The 19,779-nt window shown below is 35.9% G+C and carries 15 protein-coding genes; 1 reads left to right on the forward strand and 14 read right to left on the reverse strand.

All coding sequences use genetic code 11. The annotated features are described in order from the left end of the window. Positions 1-117 precede the first annotated feature (117 nt). A complete protein-coding gene (locus tag BK574_RS08010; RefSeq protein ID WP_158211591.1) occupies positions 118-1,857 on the forward strand; it encodes a sigma-54 interaction domain-containing protein in 1,740 nt (579 codons plus the stop codon). A 167-nt stretch (positions 1,858-2,024) separates the two neighbouring features. Here BK574_RS08010 and BK574_RS08015 read toward each other — a convergent pair whose 3' ends face one another. From BK574_RS08015 to BK574_RS08080, 14 genes are all read right to left on the reverse strand, one after another. After that, complete coding sequence (locus tag BK574_RS08015; RefSeq protein ID WP_078428226.1) at positions 2,025-3,755, reverse strand: CocE/NonD family hydrolase; 1,731 nt, start codon at positions 3,753-3,755, stop codon at positions 2,025-2,027. A 148-nt stretch (positions 3,756-3,903) separates the two neighbouring features. Beyond that, positions 3,904-5,445: a class I adenylate-forming enzyme family protein gene (locus tag BK574_RS08020; protein ID WP_158211592.1), complete on the reverse strand. Its 1,542-nt coding sequence runs from the start codon at positions 5,443-5,445 to the stop codon at positions 3,904-3,906. Between the two features lie 45 nt (positions 5,446-5,490). Then, positions 5,491-6,249 carry an SDR family NAD(P)-dependent oxidoreductase gene (locus BK574_RS08025; protein WP_078428228.1) on the reverse strand — a complete coding sequence of 253 codons (759 nt, stop codon included), beginning with the start codon at positions 6,247-6,249 and terminating at the stop codon, positions 5,491-5,493. A gap of 89 nt (positions 6,250-6,338) precedes the next feature. Then, on the reverse strand, positions 6,339-7,394 hold the full coding sequence (locus tag BK574_RS08030) for a zinc-dependent alcohol dehydrogenase (RefSeq protein ID WP_078428229.1): 1,056 nt from the start codon (positions 7,392-7,394) through the stop codon (positions 6,339-6,341). A 376-nt stretch (positions 7,395-7,770) separates the two neighbouring features. Next, positions 7,771-9,396, reverse strand: coding sequence for an acetate--CoA ligase (locus tag BK574_RS08035; RefSeq protein ID WP_078428230.1), 1,626 nt, complete (start codon positions 9,394-9,396; stop codon positions 7,771-7,773). 411 nt (positions 9,397-9,807) lie between these two features. Then, positions 9,808-11,073, reverse strand: a complete 1,266-nt coding sequence (locus BK574_RS08040) for an ABC transporter substrate-binding protein (protein WP_078428231.1) — start codon at positions 11,071-11,073, stop codon at positions 9,808-9,810. 366 nt (positions 11,074-11,439) lie between these two features. Beyond that, positions 11,440-11,871, reverse strand: coding sequence for a MaoC/PaaZ C-terminal domain-containing protein (locus tag BK574_RS08045; protein WP_078428232.1), 432 nt, complete (start codon positions 11,869-11,871; stop codon positions 11,440-11,442). Between the two features lie 50 nt (positions 11,872-11,921). Then, positions 11,922-13,283: an IS4 family transposase gene (locus BK574_RS08050; protein WP_078428233.1), complete on the reverse strand. Its 1,362-nt coding sequence runs from the start codon at positions 13,281-13,283 to the stop codon at positions 11,922-11,924. Between the two features lie 259 nt (positions 13,284-13,542). Then, a complete protein-coding gene (locus tag BK574_RS08055) occupies positions 13,543-14,244 on the reverse strand; it encodes an ABC transporter ATP-binding protein (RefSeq protein ID WP_078428234.1) in 702 nt (233 codons plus the stop codon). After that, entirely contained in the window at positions 14,228-15,004 is a 777-nt protein-coding gene (locus tag BK574_RS08060) for an ABC transporter ATP-binding protein (protein WP_078428235.1), read from the reverse strand. The genes BK574_RS08055 and BK574_RS08060 overlap by 17 nt, the downstream gene beginning before the upstream one ends. Beyond that, positions 14,991-15,974: a branched-chain amino acid ABC transporter permease gene (locus BK574_RS08065; RefSeq protein ID WP_238457982.1), complete on the reverse strand. Its 984-nt coding sequence runs from the start codon at positions 15,972-15,974 to the stop codon at positions 14,991-14,993. Before BK574_RS08065 ends, BK574_RS08060 begins: the two co-directional genes overlap by 14 nt. 5 nt (positions 15,975-15,979) lie before the next feature. Then, positions 15,980-16,846: a branched-chain amino acid ABC transporter permease gene (locus BK574_RS08070; RefSeq protein WP_078428237.1), complete on the reverse strand. Its 867-nt coding sequence runs from the start codon at positions 16,844-16,846 to the stop codon at positions 15,980-15,982. Between the two features lie 93 nt (positions 16,847-16,939). Then, positions 16,940-18,235: an ABC transporter substrate-binding protein gene (locus tag BK574_RS08075; protein ID WP_078428238.1), complete on the reverse strand. Its 1,296-nt coding sequence runs from the start codon at positions 18,233-18,235 to the stop codon at positions 16,940-16,942. 314 nt (positions 18,236-18,549) lie between these two features. Further along, positions 18,550-19,752 carry an acyl-CoA dehydrogenase family protein gene (locus tag BK574_RS08080; RefSeq protein WP_078428239.1) on the reverse strand — a complete coding sequence of 401 codons (1,203 nt, stop codon included), beginning with the start codon at positions 19,750-19,752 and terminating at the stop codon, positions 18,550-18,552. Between the last annotated feature and the right edge of the window lie 27 nt (positions 19,753-19,779).

Below are 19,779 nucleotides of genomic sequence, written 5' to 3' on the forward strand. Positions count from 1 at the left end.
ATCAGTAAAAATGCAACCAAATCTGTGCAACAATGCACAACATTTGCAATTTTGCACTTAATTTATATGTCACAATAGTTTATGATGATTGTAGATCAAAGGAAAGAGGGTGTTACTATGGAAAATAAAATGCAAACACAGACAACGGTTAAAGATCTCATAAGTCAAACAAAAATAACAAGATTTTTAGAAATGACAGAACAACCTTCCCTACTTTTTAAAAGCAATGGAGACTTAATCTTTGCCAATAAATTAGCTTATCAATTATTTAAAGTATCCCGCATTAATTCCATGTTTACCAATTTCAAACATTCATTTTTAAGCCAGGAATTATTTGCATTAGGAAATCAGGATCGTATCGAACGTACAAGGTTCATAGATGAAATCGAATATAATTGCAGTGCGCAAACCATACATTTTGGTCCTAAAACATTTTTTATAGAAAGTTATGAACCCCGAGTGAAAGAAGTAAGAACTAGTAAGTCCGTTTTTGAATTAGAGAGAATGATTGATTTTTTGCGAGATGGAATTTACATAACGGACGCAAAAGGGATTACGCTTCATATCAACAAAAAATATTCTGAATTAACAGGCATTAACAAACATGAAGTAATTGGTCGACATGTGTCAGAGTTAATTTATAAAGGTTTTTTCGATGACTCGATTACATTAAAAGTGTTGGAGCAAAAAAAACCTGTTACTATTTTGCAAAAAACAAAAGAGGGTAATCAAATTTGGTTAGTCACAGGAAATCCTATTCTTGATAGTAATGGTAGGATTATTCAAATTTTTAATACTGTTTATGATATGACTGAACTTAACCAATTACGTGAGTCTCTTAAAAATAAAGAAATGATGAACCAAATTCAAAAAGCAGAAATCCAAAAACTTCGAGATCAAATATCTCATATACCAGATCTGATCGGCACTAGCGAGTCGTTAAAAAAAGTGAAGAAAGTTATACATAAAGTTGCTAAAATAAATTCTTCTATTTTAATTTTAGGAGAAACAGGAAGTGGAAAAAATGTGGTTGCTAAGGCAATACACGATTTAAGCGATAGATCTGCTAACCCTTTTATAGAAGTAAATTGTGGTGCTCTACCCGAACATTTAATAGAAACAGAGTTATTCGGTTACGTTTCTGGGGCTTTTACTGGAGCTAATAAACAAGGGAAGAAAGGACTTCTTGAAGTAGCTCATCAAGGCACTCTATTCCTAGATGAAATAGGGGAAATGCCTCAACATCTACAAGTTAAACTACTTACTTTTTTACAAGATCAGAAGGTTCGTCGTGTAGGAGGGTCTGAGTATGTTCAAGTGGATGTGCGAATTATTGCCGCGACAAATAAGGACTTGGAACAATTAATAATAGAGGAAAAGTTTAGAGAAGACTTATACTATCGAATTTCAGTAGTTCCGATTAAATTGCCGCCCTTAAGGGAACACAAAGAAGACATTTATATTTTAGTTAATTCCTTTTTAGAAAAATTTAACACAAAACACAACTGTAATGTTAAACTGACCAAAGCGACTTACCTTGCTTTAGAAAAATATCATTGGCCAGGTAATGTAAGAGAGTTGAAACACTTAATGGAACAACTCGTCGTTCTTGCTGATGAGGATTTGATCTCGATTAGCGATTTACCAGATCGAATTTCTACTCCTATTTTTTTTGAAGCGGACCACGACTCGAAAACATTAGATGACATTATGAATAGATTTGAGCTCCAAATTATAAAAGAAACCTGGGAAGAATTAAGAGATGTCAAACAAGTTTCTGACCGATTAGGTATACACCGTACGACCTTAATCCGTAAGACGAACAAGCTTGGGTTAGCTTTGGATAAAAACCGTTGATTAACGATGAAAAAATTAATAGATTGTGAATTTAAGAAAAAACAGCAGCATTTTATCAAACTAATACTGCTGTTTCTTTATTGTACACAGTAACAAAAAATATCCGTTTTGTTGATTGTACTAGTAGAGTATTTGATTTATTAATCTAACTCCAAAACTTCCTACTGTTATCTTGGTATGATGGGTAAAACGATATGCGATGGATATTGATCACTATGGAAAATTTTTTGTGTCGCTTGGTTTATTCGGCTGCTATCACGACCCGCTTCTCCAGTGTTGAGATTAAGATCAAATCGCGGAAAATTGCTACTAGATATTTCCACTCTTATTTGATGTCCTTCTTTAAATAGATTACTAGTAGCTAATAAGTCTATTTCATAGCAATACACTTTATTAGGCTCTATTAGTGAAGGTGCTGACTCATTTTGATTTCTATGGCTAGCACGAATAATACCATCGGCAATATTGTATGCTTTCCCATCTGGATGAACATCTACTAGCTTTGCCGTAAAATCAGTATCACGAGCAGTGCTTGCTGCATATAGAACTACCTTTACAGGACCTGTAACTTCTAGGCTTTCTTTTAGTATTTCACTTGTGTAAACTAATACATCTTTACGAGATTCAACACTCTCTTGATTTACTGGGCCCCTTTGATAATACATTGGTAATAGATGATTACCACCAACCGTTGGAACAGGATTGTTAGGATCATATACATAACTGTCATAGAAATCTTTAGATGGTTGAGTTGTACATAACGTACCATCACCGTCTTTTGTATTCGCTTTTCCTTGACTATGAAAATAATAAGGCGTATAATTTGTTCGTTTTAGTGGCCATTCGTTTTCATTTCGCCATTTATTCTCTCCCATAATAAATAGTTTGACAGGTGCTTCTTCCATAATGTCAGTCTTGAGTCCCTTTAACCAATGATCAAACCATTTTAGTTGAAGGCTTGTTAAATCTGTTTTTAACTCTAGCAGCATGCTAGATGTACTCAAGCCAAAATGGAGCTCCCCGACTGTTGGTAAAAAACTACCATGGGCCCATGGACCGATCATTAATTTTGTCTTCTTTTTATGTTTCAAGCTTTCATAATGGTCTAAATTTCCACCTAATAAACAGTCATACCAACCAGCAATACAATAAGCCGGAACCTCTACTTGATCTTCCTTGCCTCTTACACTAATCTTTTGATGGAATTCATCATATGTGTCGTGCTCTAATATGTCTTCAACAAATTTCGCATAACCATCTCCTAGTTTGAGCCACTCACTATCTTTTATAGGTAATTGATTAAACGCCGAATCTTCTATATGATCTATCGCATTTATTAGTGTCATAAACTCTTCAATAAAGTCTTCTTTCCCTCGTTTGGCTTTCACAACCGCATTCGGCCCTATCGTTGCTAAGCTCCAGGACTGTAATAATCCCAGTTCAAGAGCACCTCCCCGATACATAAAGACATCTGTTCCCCATGTAATCGGAAAAATTGCTTTTAAATGCGGTGGGCGTGTGACAGCTGCCTGAAATTGAGTCATCCCCATATAGGACAGCCCGTACATTCCAACGTTGCCATTAGAATATGGTAACGTTGCTGCCCATTCAACTGAGTCATATCCATCATTAAATTCATTTTTATAAATATAAAATGGATCGCCCTCGGATTGAAATCTCCCACGCACATCTTGGATAATGACAACATAACCTTTATGAGCAGCTGCTACTGGGTCTAATACTAGCGTAGCAAGCGCTAGAAATTCTTTGTTATATGGAATCCTTTGTAATAATACTGGAAACTTACCTTCTCCATCAGGTCGGTACACGTCTGCATACAATGTAGTCCCATCACGCATAATGGCACCCACATTTCTTTCATGAATGATTTTGCTCATCTTTTTTCTCCTCTCTTCTATTGATTACTAATAAAAAACAAAACTGAGAACGTCAAAAATATAAAAATCACTTTCTTTCGTTTACCTTCTAAAGAGTAAAAGAAATATCCTCACTAACAATATATGTTTACGTGAGGATAATCTTGTCCTATTTCATTTTTAATTCATCTCGCATTTTACGTTTTAAAATTTTTCCCGAAGCAGTTCTGGGAAATTGTTCTACTAATTGTAAATGATGTAAACGCATATATTTTGCTGCGACTCTTTCGTTTACCCAACTTATTAATTTTGTATCTAAAACTTGCTTATTTTCTTTTAAGATAACCATAGCGATTGGGACTTCTCCCCATTTTTCATGCGGCATACCGAACACTGCACACTCTGAAACAGCTTCATGTTTAGCTATAGTCTCTTCAATGTCACGTGGATAGACATTTACACCACCAGATATGATCATATCTTTCTTTCGATCAACCAGATAGATAAACCCGTCCTCATCAGAATAGCCTAGATCTCCTGTTTTGACCCAATTACCATCCACGATTGTATTCTTAGTAACTTCTATATTATTATAGTAACCTTGCATAACCGTCGGACCTCTGGCAATAATTTCACCAACTTCTCCACATATGACAGACTCCATTTGTTCATCAACAATTTTATATTCGTTAAACATCAATGGTGGACCTACAGACCCTAGTTTTCTTAATGTATCTTGCGGTCTAATTGTGGTCATAAAACCTTCTGTTAGCCCATATTGTTCATATAATATTCCAGGCAACAACTCCATGACTTGCTTTTTTCTTTCGGTTGGTAAAGGAGCACCTAACGTTAACAGAACACGAAGTGATCTTAATTTTTCTTGATTAAACATTGGGGAATCAAGAAAAGTTATCGTTTGTGTAGGTACGAGCATTGTGTGGGTTACTAGTTCTTCTTCAATCACCTGAAGGGCTACTTCTGGTTGGTATTTTGGTAAAACAACGTATGTCCCTCCCGCACAAATCGTCGGGAACATTAAAGCTAATGATCCATTAAATACAAGGCTCCCTGCAGCCATTACCCGACTATCAAAAGTAATACCATACTCCATGCCAAATAAAAACGCATACATAATTCTAGTACGATGTGAATGCATAATTCCTTTTGGCAACCCTGTTGTACCAGAAGAATACATAATATTGTATAGATCATCTTCTTTTACATCATCATTTGGTTCAGACATAGCTGAATTTCTTTTTAGGTCATTGTAATTTTGATAACCTGAATTGGGGAGTTTTCCGACTATAAGGTACGTTTTTATTGATTCTATGTCCTTCTTTATAGGTTCTACTTCAGAAATATATTGTTCCGCTACTACGAGCACTTTAGGACTGCAATTGTTAATAATAAAAGCGTTATCTTTTCCTTTTACCATCGGATTTAGTGGCACTACTACTGCCCCAATTTTTGCAACTGCCCAAAATAGTTCGAGAATTTCTATTGAATTAGGTAATAACATCGCAACTTTATCACCTTTTTTTACCCCAATATCGACTAAACCATTAGCAACCTTGTTTACTCTATTGTTAAACTCTCGATACGTTAATCTTTCATCACCGATAATAACTGCTAATTTTTCAGGATAATGTACTGCGTTTCTCCTTAACATTAATCCTAAATTCATAAAATCAATTTTGATCTCTTCCATGTGAACCTCCATTCCTCCGTAGTAAACTACGGAAATACTAAAAATCTATTTTATGGAGTAACCACCATCGATTACAAAGGTTTGTCCTGTTACATAATTGGAATGTTCAGATGCTAAATATAACGAAATGCTTGATAAATCGCTAGGTTCGCCTAATCTTTTTAATGGAATTCCTTTGATCGATTTTTCCACCCATGTTGTATTTTGGAAATCTTCGGCATTAATATCCGTTGGAATTAACCCTGGAGCAATCGCATTTACATAAATTTGATGTCTACTCCATTCTAACGCTAAACCTTTCGTTAAATGAATAACAGCTGCTTTACTTGACATATACGGTGCTACTACTTGTAATGGTTTAATTCCACCAGTGGAAGAAATGTTAATGATTTTCCCCTTTTTCTGTTTCATCATCATCTTTGCTGCTCGTTGACAACAAAAAAACAAACCTTTTAAATTAATATCAAGAATATAATCCCATTCATTCTCAGTCACATCTACTGCAGGCTTAGTTACATTAACACCTGCTCCATTAATTAACACATCTACCTTGCCAAATTCATTTTCTACTATATTAAATAGCTGTTCGATATCTTCTAACTTCGATACATCAGCTGACACGGGTAAATACCTGCCACCAAATTGTCTTAATTGTTGCACTACCTCTTCAGCTTTTTCTATGTTTCTACCAACGATTACGACATCTGCACCACTTTGAGCAAAATCATGTGCAAGCTGAGCACCAATCCCTTTACTTCCACCCGTAATAACAACGGTCTGTCCACTAAAATCACAAATAGTCATTTTAAAACTCTCCCCATCAATTATATTTGATAAATAAACATTTTTACCTCTTACTCGAATACCACTAATTTCAATTCAGCGTTAAGGTGTTAATCAAACGTGATGACAATACGAGTTGGATTCTCAATCTTATGATGCAAATAATGAAGTGCAGTGTTCACCTCATCAATTGAAAATGTATGGGTTATGGAGTCTTCCAGATTCATTCTTCCGTTGGCTGCTAAATCTGCCAATTGTTCGACAGTTCGTTTTGTTAAGCCAAATGATCCATGGAGTGAAAGCTGTTTGCGGACAAATTTTTCTGTAGACATTAATTGAATAGGTTCCGGTCCTATTCCAGATACAACGATTCGTCCGCCAATACTAGCAGATGCAACGGCCTGTTTCACCGTTTCTTGTAATCCTATAAATTCTGCTGCTACATCTACTCCTAAACCATCAGTCCGCTTTTTGATCACTTCAACGGGAGATTCATATTTAGAGTTAATCGTTACGTCAGCACCTAATTGTTTAGCTCTTTCTAATTGTTCATCTTTAATATCTACCACAAATATCTGTTTGGCCCCAGCCATTCTTGCAATTTGAACTGCATGTAATCCAAGCCCTCCTGCACCATAAATGGCTACAGATTCACCAGTACGTAACTGGGCACGGTCAATTAACGCATGAAAAGGGGTTGCGACGGCATCTGTAATAATTGCACCGACAGTAAATGGAAGATTACTAGGTAGCTTTATTAAGTTCTTTGCTGGAATGGCCATATATTCAGCAAGTGCTCCGTCCAGGTGAACCCCGAGCACTTGGAGGTTATAACAAATCTCACTATGACCCTTGATGCAATTTGAACAAGAACCACAATAAATGATCGGAAAAATAGAGACTCTTGTACCCGTTTCCCAACCTTGAACATTACTGCCAACTTGAGCAATCACACCACAGGGTTCATGACCTAATATTATCGGTTGGAAATCAGTCTTCGTAACGCCTTCATTTACGATATGAATATCAGAACCACATAAACCTACAGCTTTCATTCTAACCAACACTTCATCTTCCTTAATTTCCGGTACAGGTACCTCTTCCACTTGTAACGGTTCATTAACTGCCATAAAACGAGCCGCTTTCATTTTTACTGGAATTTCCATAGAACCACCCTTTCATAACTCAAAATTTTTTCAGAAAACAAATGAGCGTTCCCTATAAAGTGAAACTTCCATCAGTGAGAGTTTTCCTTTTCCCCCACTCATGGTCGATGGTCAGTTGAGGCCCAAACGTCTGTGTTCATTTAGTTGTTACTGGCAGTTTATCCCCCACTTATCCTTCTTTGATTCCTCGAAGTAATGAAGTGGGGAGCATTACTTCCAGTTGTTGCGGGATAAAATCATAGAAAGAATTTATGAAGTATTAAAAAATAGAATTAAAAATTAGAGAAAAAAGAGGGAATTGATCCCTCTATGTTCTATATGTCATTCCCTATTTCAGCAAGATAGGTTGTAATATTCTTTTGCAAGATCACCCCGCCTATTCACTAACTTGCATGCTTTTTCGAAGTAAAAAGCGCTGAATCTTTCCACTTTGCGTCTTAGGAAGACTTTCCACAAATTCTACTTCTCTAGGATATTGGTGTTTTGATAATTTTGCCTTTACAAATGCACTTAGCTCTTGGCCTAATTGCTCTGATGATGTATATGATGGATGTAACACAACATATGCCACAACTATTTCCCCTTTTGCAGCATCTGGTTTTCCTACAACTGCAGCTTCAGCTACTGCTGGATGTTCAATAAGGCAACTTTCTACTTCAAATGGTCCAATTCTGTATCCTGCACTCGAAATAATATCATCCGATCGACCTTGGAACCAAAAATATCCATCTTCATCTTCCAATGCTAAATCACCTGACCAAAACCAGCCTTCTTTAATTTTTTCTGCTGTTTTCTTCGGATCTTGCCAATACCCTAAGAAAAAGTATGGGAATGCAGTTGTATCTATTACAATTTCGCCAACTTCCCCTTTTTCCACTGGTTTACCTTCTTCATTTACTAGTGCTATATTATATCCTGGTGTTGGTAATCCCATTGAACCTGGTTTTACTTCCATATCAGTAACATTAAAGTTATTTACAATCATTCCTGTTTCAGTCGCTCCATAATGATCATAAATTTCTTTTCCAAAATTATCCTTAAAGAAACGTACGACTTCTGCATTTAAAGGTTCACCTGCACTACTAAACTTTTTCACTTTTAATGAATGATTCTTCACTAATTCAGGACCTGCGGCCATCATCATTCGATAAGCCGTTGGTGCGTATGCAAAATTTGTAATCTCGTAATTTTCTAAAAGTTGATAAGTTTTCTCAACGTTAAAAGGCCCTTTATAAACCAATATCTTTGTCCCAAAACTTAATGGAACAAATGTACAGTTTACAAGTCCATAAGCCCAACCTAGATCAGCTCCTCCAAAAAATGTATCTTCTTTTTCTACACCAATTGCGAAACCAACGTATGGGTAAGAACTAATAAGAAGCTTATGAGCCCACAGAGCTCCTTTTGGCATACCCGTTGAACCAGACGTATATTGGATAACACATGGATCCATTACTTTTGTCGGCTCCGTGACATGTTCAGCTGAAAACGTTTGCAAATAATCCCAAAATGTTAACCCGTTACTTATTAATTCATCGGTTAAGATCACTTGACTTTGAACTTCTAGTCCTTCGATTTTGGCAGCTTGTTCTTTATTAGTCACTAACACTTTACAACCAGCATTATGTAATCGATACGTAATTGCTTCAGGACCAAAAGCTGTAAACAATGGAACATAAACTGCACCGACCTTCCAAGCCGCAAGTACAGAAATAATTAACTCCATATCTTTTCCCAACAACCCTGCAACACGATCTCCTTTTTCTACGCCAAATGAACGTAGAACATTTGCCATACGATTGGATTGTTCTTTTAATCGTTTATATGTCCACGTGTCTTTATTACCTGCTTCATCTTCCCAATGTATAGCAATCCGATTTTCATCATCAGCCCAACGATCACAACATTCATGAGCTAAATTAAATTTTTCGTTCATGTCCCAGTCAAATGTCTTAACTACCTTTTCCCATGAAAAGTTTTCTTTAAGTTCTTGGTATTTCATCTTTACCCACCCCTAGAATAAAATATAATAATAAATTCTGAAACATATTTCTTGTTATTAATAGAGTGACTACTATTACATCTTTTATCATTTGTTCCTTATTATTTAGTATTGCAAATTCCATACCAAGTTTTTTTCTGTTATTCTATCAACATTTCTAAATACTTTTCCTATTTTGCTAGTAGAAAATTGTTATGAAATAGGTCATAATCAAATAAAAAGTTGTATATATTTCAAACACATTTATTCAATGTTTACAGTTTAAAACGACCATACACACTCTTTCCTTACCATACTTACTATAGAAGATTAGGCATTATCAATATATTCCTTGATAATGCCTAATCACTTTTAAACTTTCTATGCTAGTATGAAACGTGTAGTATGCTCTCTAAGTGTTATGTGTGTTTACTAATAGTTAATTTCTTTGGTTTCAGGATCATAATAAATTGCTCCAGTTACAGGAACGAGTTCACCATCTTGGGCCTGAATGATATATAGTGTTGTAATTCCATAACGATGCTCTGGAGTGTACGTTACTTCTGCATTAAGTGAACCATCCCATTTATCAAATGATTCCATTTGTGCAATAAAGTTTTCCCATGTTAAATTGTCGCCAGCACGTCTAAACGTTTCGACTAGCACTTGTCCATGAGCCCAAGATTGTTGTGTTAAGGCACCAATTGCTGCCTCTCCAAAATCTTTTGTAATATATTCATAATATTCCTCAATCTCCGGTAATCCTTCTAACGATGCATATTTCGATGTACTGATTGTTCCTTCCCAAATATCTTTTCCAGCAATATTAAATTGGTTTTCATCTCCCCCACCAGTATTAGTTACTATATACGGGATATCAGAAGCGCCAATTTTATTCATTTCTATTCGTAAAGAAGCTGCTGGCATAGGCGTAGATACCATAAAAATTACATCGGCATCAGAGTTAGCTAAATGTTGGGCTTGGGAACTAAAGTCATTGTCCGAAGCCAAAAACGTTACTTCTCGAACAATTTCAGCATCATAGTTTTCAATTTCTTCTCTTATCGTTCCAGTACCTTGTAGTCCAAAATCATCATTTTGATAAGCAATTGCAATTTTCTTAGCACCTAACTCATTAACCGCATAGTCTAATAGAATTTTCGCTTCAATAACATAGTTAAATGTATCTCCAAAAAAGTTCTTAATCGGTGGATTTACAAATTTGTCAGCACCTGTCTGAATTCCTGTTACAGGAATTCCTGTACTAACTAATAGTTCTTGCACTGCACCTACATTTGCTGTACCTAGTGGTAAGGAAACCGCAAATACTTTGTCCTGTTCAACTAAACGTTGTGTAGCTTGAACCGTTTTAGCTGGCTGATACTGGTCATCATATGCTATTAATTTAAACGTTCTTCCATTAACTCCACCATTATCATTTATATAGTTAAAATAAGCTTGCAAACCTTGACGAATTTTATCATATTCCGCTACAGGACCTGTCTGCGGCCCAGTAAGACCAATTAAAATCTCATCATCAGTAATTCCTTGTGCATAAGCGGCTTCATCTGTTTCCTCTTGATTTTGGTTTTCGTTTTGACCTTCATTACTAGGTGCAGGGGAACTCGATGGTTCTTGACAAGCTCCTAATAAAAGCATAAAGAATAAAACAAAACAAAAAACGCCTAATTTCTTCAAAGTATTTACCCTCCTTATTTACGATCCACTAACCATTTAAAACTCGATAAACTCTATTGAATAATTTTACTAACCCTACTCCCCCTCACCTAACACATTTTATTTTGTAAGCGTTTTCTAAACTCTCAAAAAAAAAGTAAGTTACTAGTCTTATCAGCTTACCAACTGTCATTCTAATAACTTACTTTACCAAAATTATGCAAAAACTGTGCCAAAGTTCGATTGTCTGTACACGTAATACGTTATTATTTATATGTAGAGCCCTTTACAAAAAAACTCGTTTATTTTAAACAAAAAGTGGCCCCTAAAAGTGTCTGAATTACTAACACCTAGAATATTAACATTGCCTTTTTATCCTACATTTTCTTATTTTTTTACTAAACCTAACATCTCTATCTCTAACACTAGCTGTTGATCTTGATTAAATGTTTTTAACAATGTCGTTACCAAACCCCGATCTGTGTACTTAGGATGCTCCTTTTTCTCCACAAACTTCACCTCTACTGTGAGACGATCTTCAGGATACACTGGATTTGCAAACTTTACATAATTCATACCTGCTCCACCGATAATATCATCGCCAATGATATTCATATCGACCCATAATTTCCAAGTAATACTCAACGTATGTAGCCCAGAGGCAATGATTCCACCAAACATACTTTGATTTGCTTTTTCTTCGTCAACATGCATGTATTGTGGATCATATTCATGAGCAAATTTAAAAATATCTTCTTTCGTCACTTCATAGGTATTCGTTTGATAAGATATACCAGTCGTTATTTCATCAAATTTCATTATCAATCATTCCTTTTTCATTTAATTTTAATTGGGAATAACTAAATAACTCAACTTTCGCACACTGATATAGGCAGGTAGACTTTGATGTAATTAGGTAAGGCCGCAATCCAGTGTTGTAGTTGACTTTTGATTAACTTTTGTATTTTTTTGTTACTTTCTTTCAAGACATCTTGAAGAAGCTCGAGTAGCTGCCCCAGTGCGACAGCCCAATCGAGGTCACTGATTTCATCGCAAAGATCATAAAATAGACCACCTAATGTCCGTTGGTCTGTACTGCAACGGTTTTGCCAAGAGAGTACAATGTATCTAGTAAAGACGATTGTGGTATGACAAATCAAGGAGTCATACGAACGACCTTGAAACTCCTTTTGTAGCTTTAATAATGACTTTGTTGTTTTAAAAAAGACTTCGATGTCCCAGCGAATACCGTAAATACGAATGATTTCTTGTTCACTTAGTGTACAATCTGTACTTAGAATAGCTAACCATTCGCTCTTTTTATTACGGTTACGGACAAATACAATCTTAACTGGAATGCCATTAGCTTGTGTCGTTTGAATCGACCGAAGAATCCCTTTCTTCCCTTGGATAGGCTTGGCTAATTGATACAGTTCCTTTAGGCTTACTCGTTTATCATTCATGATATATCGTTGCTTCAAGTTTTTCACCATGCCAATCACATCAAGACCTTGATCTTTGATCTCTTTAATAAGCGGTTGATGTGTAAACCACGTATCCATCAGCACATAAGAGGCTTCGATTCCAGTGTTCAATGCACGTTGTATCATTGTAGGAATTTGGTCAGGTGCAGATTGTAAAGCTTCTAGGCGTCGCTTGTAACCCGAACTGCGCTTGTCAATTTTATCTGATATTCCATTGATGACACTGTTTTTAGAGCTCAATAAAGAAAAGTCTACAGGCATAAACGTTGTACCATCAGACCATCCAAGAGTAAGCATACGAAACCCTTTGTAAAAGCGTATTTTTTGAGAAGCATGATCAAAGCATCGCGCTAGGAGTTCAACCGATTTACTTCGATTTTTGTCATAGGAAGAATCGTCTACAATCAATACTTTAACACGCTCATGATTCGTAAGTTTACTTACTTTTTCAATTGAGTGTGCGCTTAATAAAAGTAGAAATCTTCTCCATGAATAAGTAGAACGGTTTAAGAAACGGTAGATCGCATCTTTAGCTAGAATATCTGTAGATTTCTTGCTTTCGAGTGTACGAAACCAGTTTTTGTTTTCAATGATCAAACAGAAAATGAGCTGAAATAAATAAGCACAGGTAAAGCCAAACGACTTAGTAATTCCAGCTTTTCTAAGATGTTTCAATACTTTTAGTTCTATAAATGTAGATTTTATTTCATTTGGTAGTTGCTTAGGTTGGTCATTATTCGCTATCATATAGAGGACACCTCTTCTGTATGGTATTTGATTCTAGGCAAATCAACTATACCAAAAGAATGGGTGTTTTTTCATGCAATTTTTTCGTGTCAATGAAAGCATTTCAATGACCTCAGCAACTACTGCTGGTTGAACTTATTGAACTTTTATTGGTGCGAAAGTTGAGTAAATAAGCTTAAAAAAAAAATTAACTGAATAAACATATTCAGTTAATTTTGTAGGATATACTTTTTACCGCAATCCTTTTTCCCGATAACAATTATCCACCCAAGTAGAGTTTACGAACCTCATCATTTGTTTTTAACTCTTTCGATTCACCTTCTAAGGCTACACGACCGTTTTCCAAAATGTAGGAATAATCTGATATTTCCATAGCCATATGGGCATTTTGTTCAACAAGTAGAATTGCTGTTCCTTCCTTATTAATTTCTTTAATTATTTTAAATATCTCTCTAACTAAAATCGGCGCAATTCCTAAAGAAGGCTCATCAAGTAGTAACACTTTTGGCTTTCCCATTAAGGATCTTCCTATGGCCAACATTTGTTGCTCACCACCACTTAATGTACCAGCCTTTTGCTGAACACGTTCTTTCAGCCTTGGAAAATAGCTGAATACTTTTTCCATATCCGATTTTATATTCTTATCCTTGCGTTGAAAAGCGCCAATCTTTAAATTTTCTTCTACAGTCAACAATGGAAAAACTCTTCTGTTTTCGGGGCATTGAATTACTCCCTGCTTTACCATTTCACTAGCTGATTTTTTAATCATCGATTGACCTTGAAGTTCAAAATTACCTTCCTTGGGTTGGACTAAACGTGAGATCACATTAAGAGTTGTAGATTTTCCAGCACCATTACCACCAAGCAAAGAAATTATTTTTCCTTCTGGTACTTCTAACGAAACTCCACGTAATGCATGAACATAACCATAAAATGCATGAACGTTAGTTAGCTGCAACATCTTCTTCCACCTCCCCAAGATAAGCTTCAATTACGACTGGGTCATTTTGTACTTCTGCTGGGGTACCTTCAGATATTTTCTTTCCGAAGTTCATGACTGTTACGGCATCAGATACTTTCATAACTAATGACATATCATGTTCAATTAATAATACAGTGTAATTCATCTCGTTTTTTAAGCGCAAAATGAGTTCACTAATTCGCTCTGTTTCTACAGGGTTCATACCTGCTACAGGTTCATCCAGTAAAATTAATTTCGGATTTGCGATCATAGCTCGGCCAATGTCAACCATTTTTTGATAACCAAATGATAAATTAGAAACTTTTTCATGGGCTAGATGACTAATATTCAACAATTTCATCACTTCAAAAGCCTTTTCATTGGCTTCTTTTTCTGTCCTTCTTACGGATGGAAGATTTAAGGCAATGGCAAAAATATTCTTTTTTAACTGAGGGTGTAAACCCGTCAGTAAATTTTCTAGTACAGTCATTTTAGAAAATAACTCTACGTTTTGGAAACTTCTTGCTATTCCTTTTTTGATAATTTCATGTGGTTTATACTTCGTTATATCTTCTCCATTGAACGTAATATTTCCTTTCGTCGGTGTATAAAAACGACTAATGCAATTAAAAACAGTCGTTTTTCCTGCGCCGTTAGGTCCGATAATAGAGTAGATTGATCCTTCTGGTACTTCAAATGATAAATTATTTACAGCTGTGAGTCCTCCAAATTGTACAGTTATTTCCTTAAACGTTAACATTGCTCTTCTCACCCCTTTGATCTACTTCTGTATCTGTATCTGTCGGTTTGTTTCTTTTGAAGTTATCAAAAATGGACACAATTCCTTCAGGTTTAAATAAAATAATTACAACAACAGCTAACCCAATAACAATATTCGTAATTCCAATATAGCTATCTGTAAAATGCGGAAGAACTGAGAAAAGTACTGCTCCTACTACTGCTCCAGGAATAGATGCTAACCCTCCAACTACAATCATTGCTAATACTAGGAAGGATGTTACCATTGTAAAGTCATTCGGGCTAATAAATCCTACCCAATAACCGTAAATTCCCCCTGCGATTCCAGTAAAAAAAGCACTAATAACAAACATTACCGTCTTATAAAAAGAAATATTGATACCGATCGATTGAGAAGCTACTTCACTATCACGGATGGCGATAAAGGCACGACCGAGTCTACTTTTTACAATGTTATACATTAACCAAGTAATTAAAATCGTGATGGCAACAACGACGTAAAACATTTGAAAATTTGATGAAAATAAACTTGGCTTTACGACTGCAATTCCAGAATATCCACCCGTTAAGCTTCCCCAATTCAATGCGATTTGTGGAATGGATAATCCAAACCCTAGTGTCGCGACAGCTAGAAAGTGCCCCTTCAAACGAACAGCTGGAAGACCGATGAGAAGTCCGATTAAACCTGTAATAACACCAGCTAATGGTAAAACAAGTAAAAACGGTAATCCTAATTTAGTAGATAAGATCGCTACTGAATAACCACCTATACTTAGGAAACCAGCATGCCCAACAGAAATTTGCCCCCCATATCCAATTAGAAGATTTAAAGACATTGACGTAATAATATAAATACACGTTATTACGAATAATGTCATGAAATAGTTTGACTTTCCAACTAGAAATGGATAAATGAGCATGAAAATAACGAGTAACCCTAAAGTTAATTTTTTATTATATAATAGCTTCAAGTTCATCACACCTTTTTAACAGTTTGAGTACCTCCAAAAATTCCTTGTGGGCGAATATAAAGTACGATAATAATTAATAGAAACGTGTAAACCAATTTCATTTCGGGTGCTATATAATAGCTAATTAAATTTCCAAAGATCCCAATAATTATTCCGCCAAGAAGAGCTCCTGGTAAACTAACAAATCCCCCTAATACTGCAGCAGCAAACGCCATAATAAGAACGTCAGACATCATATGTGTGTCTAGAAATGTTATAGGTGCTGTCATCATTCCAGCTACCCCACCAAGAATTGCTCCAACTGCCCAAGTTGCTGTAAAAATAGTCGTAACTTTTATACCCATTAACTGTGATGCTTTGATGTCCTGTGCAGATGCCCTCATCGCTAAACCGATTTTCGTAAATCTGAATAGGACGAAAAAGATTAACATTAATACGAGAGTAAGGACAATTACAAAAATTTCATTTGGTGTAATGAATACACTTCCAAATTTAATAGAATCACCTTGAATCGCTTGAGGATAACCAGTCGGTTTATGCCCCCAAATTAACCCCGCCATCCCATTAAATATCATGAATAAGCCAAGCGTAACAACGATCTGGTTCAAGTGTGGTGCTGATTGTACTCGTTTCATGATTCCTTGATGAACTATTGTTCCAAATAAAGCAGCAAACAATAGTGCTAGTATAAATGAGATGGAATAGCTCAATCCAAATTGTGATAAAAACACAAAACTAACAAAAGTAGTAACCATTGCCATTTCACCTTGTGCAAAGTTAACAATATCGGTCGTTTTATAAATCAAGACTAATCCTAGTGCTGCTAACCCATATATACAACCAAAGATTAATCCACTTACAAGAATTTGCATTGATTATCCCTACCTTTCCTACAATACTATCAATGTAGTAATTTTTTAGTAGAGGAATAATGGATTGGAGTCCATATTCCTCTACATGTTTATTTAGTCTTCGTAGGTAATTTCACCTGTAGCTGGGTCAAATGTAATTGCACCAGAGATTGGGACAATTTGGCCACCTTTAGCTTCCGTTAAGATCATCGTTGTTAATCCATAATGGTTTTCGTCTGAGAATGTTACACCTTCATAAATAGAATCTGCCCAATTGTCAAATGAATACATTGACTCGAAGAAGCTATCCCAAGTTAATTCAGGACCTGTTCTTTCTAATGCTTCTACAAATACTTCTGCTATTGCCCAACCAACTGGCGCAAACCCATCAAGTGGATCGCTCGGATAATCCTTGCTATAACGCTCTACATATAGTGCCATACTAGGGTCATCACTCAAATCTGGCATTGGGAAAGTAGCAGCACTAATTGTTCCTTCCCAAATATCTTCACCAGCTAAATTGAATAGATTTCGATCATTCGCTCCAACTGAAGATACAATATACGGGATATCGCTCAATCCAATTCGATGCATATCTCTCTTTAGGTTTGCAGCTGGGTTAGGTGTTGCTAACATAATAACTGCATCAGGAGAAGCTTGACTTAAATGCTGTGCCTGCGTACTAAAATCAGTATCACCTGAAACATATGGAATTTCTGCTACGATTTCAACTCCATCATATGAAGCAACCGCATCTTGAAGTGCTACAAGACCTTCTTTACCATAGTCATCATTTTGAAAAACAATACCGATATTCTTAGCGTTTAATTCATTTACTGCATAATCTAAAAAGACTCTAGATTCAATTCGGTAGTTTAAGATACTTGATCCAAAATAGTTTTTGATCGGTGGATTTACAAATTCTTCTGCACCTGTACTAACCATTACCATAGGAACGCCAGAATTTTCAAAGGTATTTCTTGCAGCTGTATTACACGGTGTACAAACATTTCCAAGAGTAGCGAAAACTTTATCTTCCTCAACAATACGAGAAGCTAATTGTACTGTTCGTGATGGTTGATATTGATCATCATAAGCAACTAGTTTAAGTTGTCTGCCATGAACTCCACCATTTTCATTTACATAGTTGAAATGGGATTCAATTCCTTTTCTAATATAGTCATAGACAGCAACTGGTCCTGTTTGCGGGCCTAAATGACCAACTAAAATCTCAGAATCTGTTACACCTTGAGCTAGTTCAACACTCCCTGTATCAGTTTGTTCACCTTGGTCTCCATCATTTGTTGAATTATTAGACCCTGCAGGTTCATCACTACAAGCAGCTAAAGCTATAATAGCTACCATACTAATGACAAACAAGAAAAGAATTTGCTTTTTACTTTTTACCATTTTTTGTTCCTCCTTTTGTTTTTAATTACCCCCACATAAATATAAAAACCAATGCGTTCTCTACTTTTATTACCGCCCCCTTTCAATAAAGTTAAACGCAAACGAGTACCATACTCGGAGCAAACTTCTGCAAACATACATATAGCTATAAAAGCGCTTTTATAATCAGAAGTTGACTTATATATTTCTATGTAGAATAGGCTTTCGCTCTTTCATTTCACATTTGAATAGGGACCTTATTCCAATCAAGTAATAAGCGTTTCTTGAAAACCCGAGAAGAATAACTTAAGATCCCTATTTCCCAAATGATTACATTATGAATATTGCTTTAATTCTAATCTAGCAATATCCCTTCTATGAACTTCATCAGGACCATCCACTAATCGAAGTGTACGAGAGTTAGCCCAATGGGAAGCTAATGGGAAATCCTCACTAATGCCTCCAGCACCAAACGCTTGAATCGCTCGGTCGATTACATTTAATGCAACTTCTGGTACAGCAACTTTAATCATCGCAATTTCTTTCCTAGCCGCTTTATTTCCTTCTTTATCCATTTTATAAGCCGCTTGTAATGTCAAAAGTCGTGCTTGATCAATTTCAATTCTTGATTTTGCAATCCACTCTTGAATAACACCTTGTTCTGCTAATTTTTTTCCAAAGGTAACACGCTCATTTACCCGCTTACACATTAATTCAAGTGCCCTTTCAGCAGCTCCAATGGCACGCATACAGTGGTGAACTCTACCAGGACCAAGTCTCCCTTGTGCAATTGCAAATCCTTTTCCTTCTCCAACTAGAATATTAGAGACAGGAACTCTCACATTTTCAAATATTATTTCCGTATGACCTGTAGGACCATGATCGTACCCAAATACGGATAACGTACGTTTAACCGTAACACCAGGTGTGTCCATCGGAACTAAGACCATTGATTGTTGTTCATGTCTAGCAGCCGTCGGATCTGTTTTTCCCATAAAGATTAGTATCTTCGTACGTTTATCTCCCCCATTCGTAATCCACCATTTTCTACCATTAATGACGTAATGGTCACCTTCTCGCTCTATTCTACTTTGGATATTGGTCGCATCTGATGACGCGACATTCGGTTCAGTCATCGTAAAGCAAGATCTAATTTCTCCATTTAATAACGGAACTAACCATTTGTCTTTTTGTTCTTGATTACCATAATGCAATAGTGTCTCCATATTTCCCGTGTCAGGAGCGTTACAATTGAAAACTTCTGGTCCAATTAATGAGCGACCCATAATTTCACATAACGGCGCATATTCTACATTGGTCATACCTTCCCCATATTCACTTTTTGGTAGGAAGAAATTCCATAAACCTTCTTTTTTTGCTTTGGCCTTTAATTCTTCCATAATCGGTGAAATTTCCCATCTTCCAATTTCGTTTAGTTCTTCTTCATATTTGTGTTCATTAGGAATTACATATTCCTCCATAAAAGCTTTAACTTTTGCTTGAAGTTCCTTTGTTTTTTCACTATGTTCAAAGTACATATATTTCCTCCTTCTTTCTTTACAGAA

It is taken from the genome of Alkalihalobacterium alkalinitrilicum (assembly GCF_002019605.1).
In the GTDB taxonomy this organism is placed as follows: Bacteria; Bacillota; Bacilli; order Bacillales; family Bacillaceae_F; genus Alkalihalobacterium; species Alkalihalobacterium alkalinitrilicum.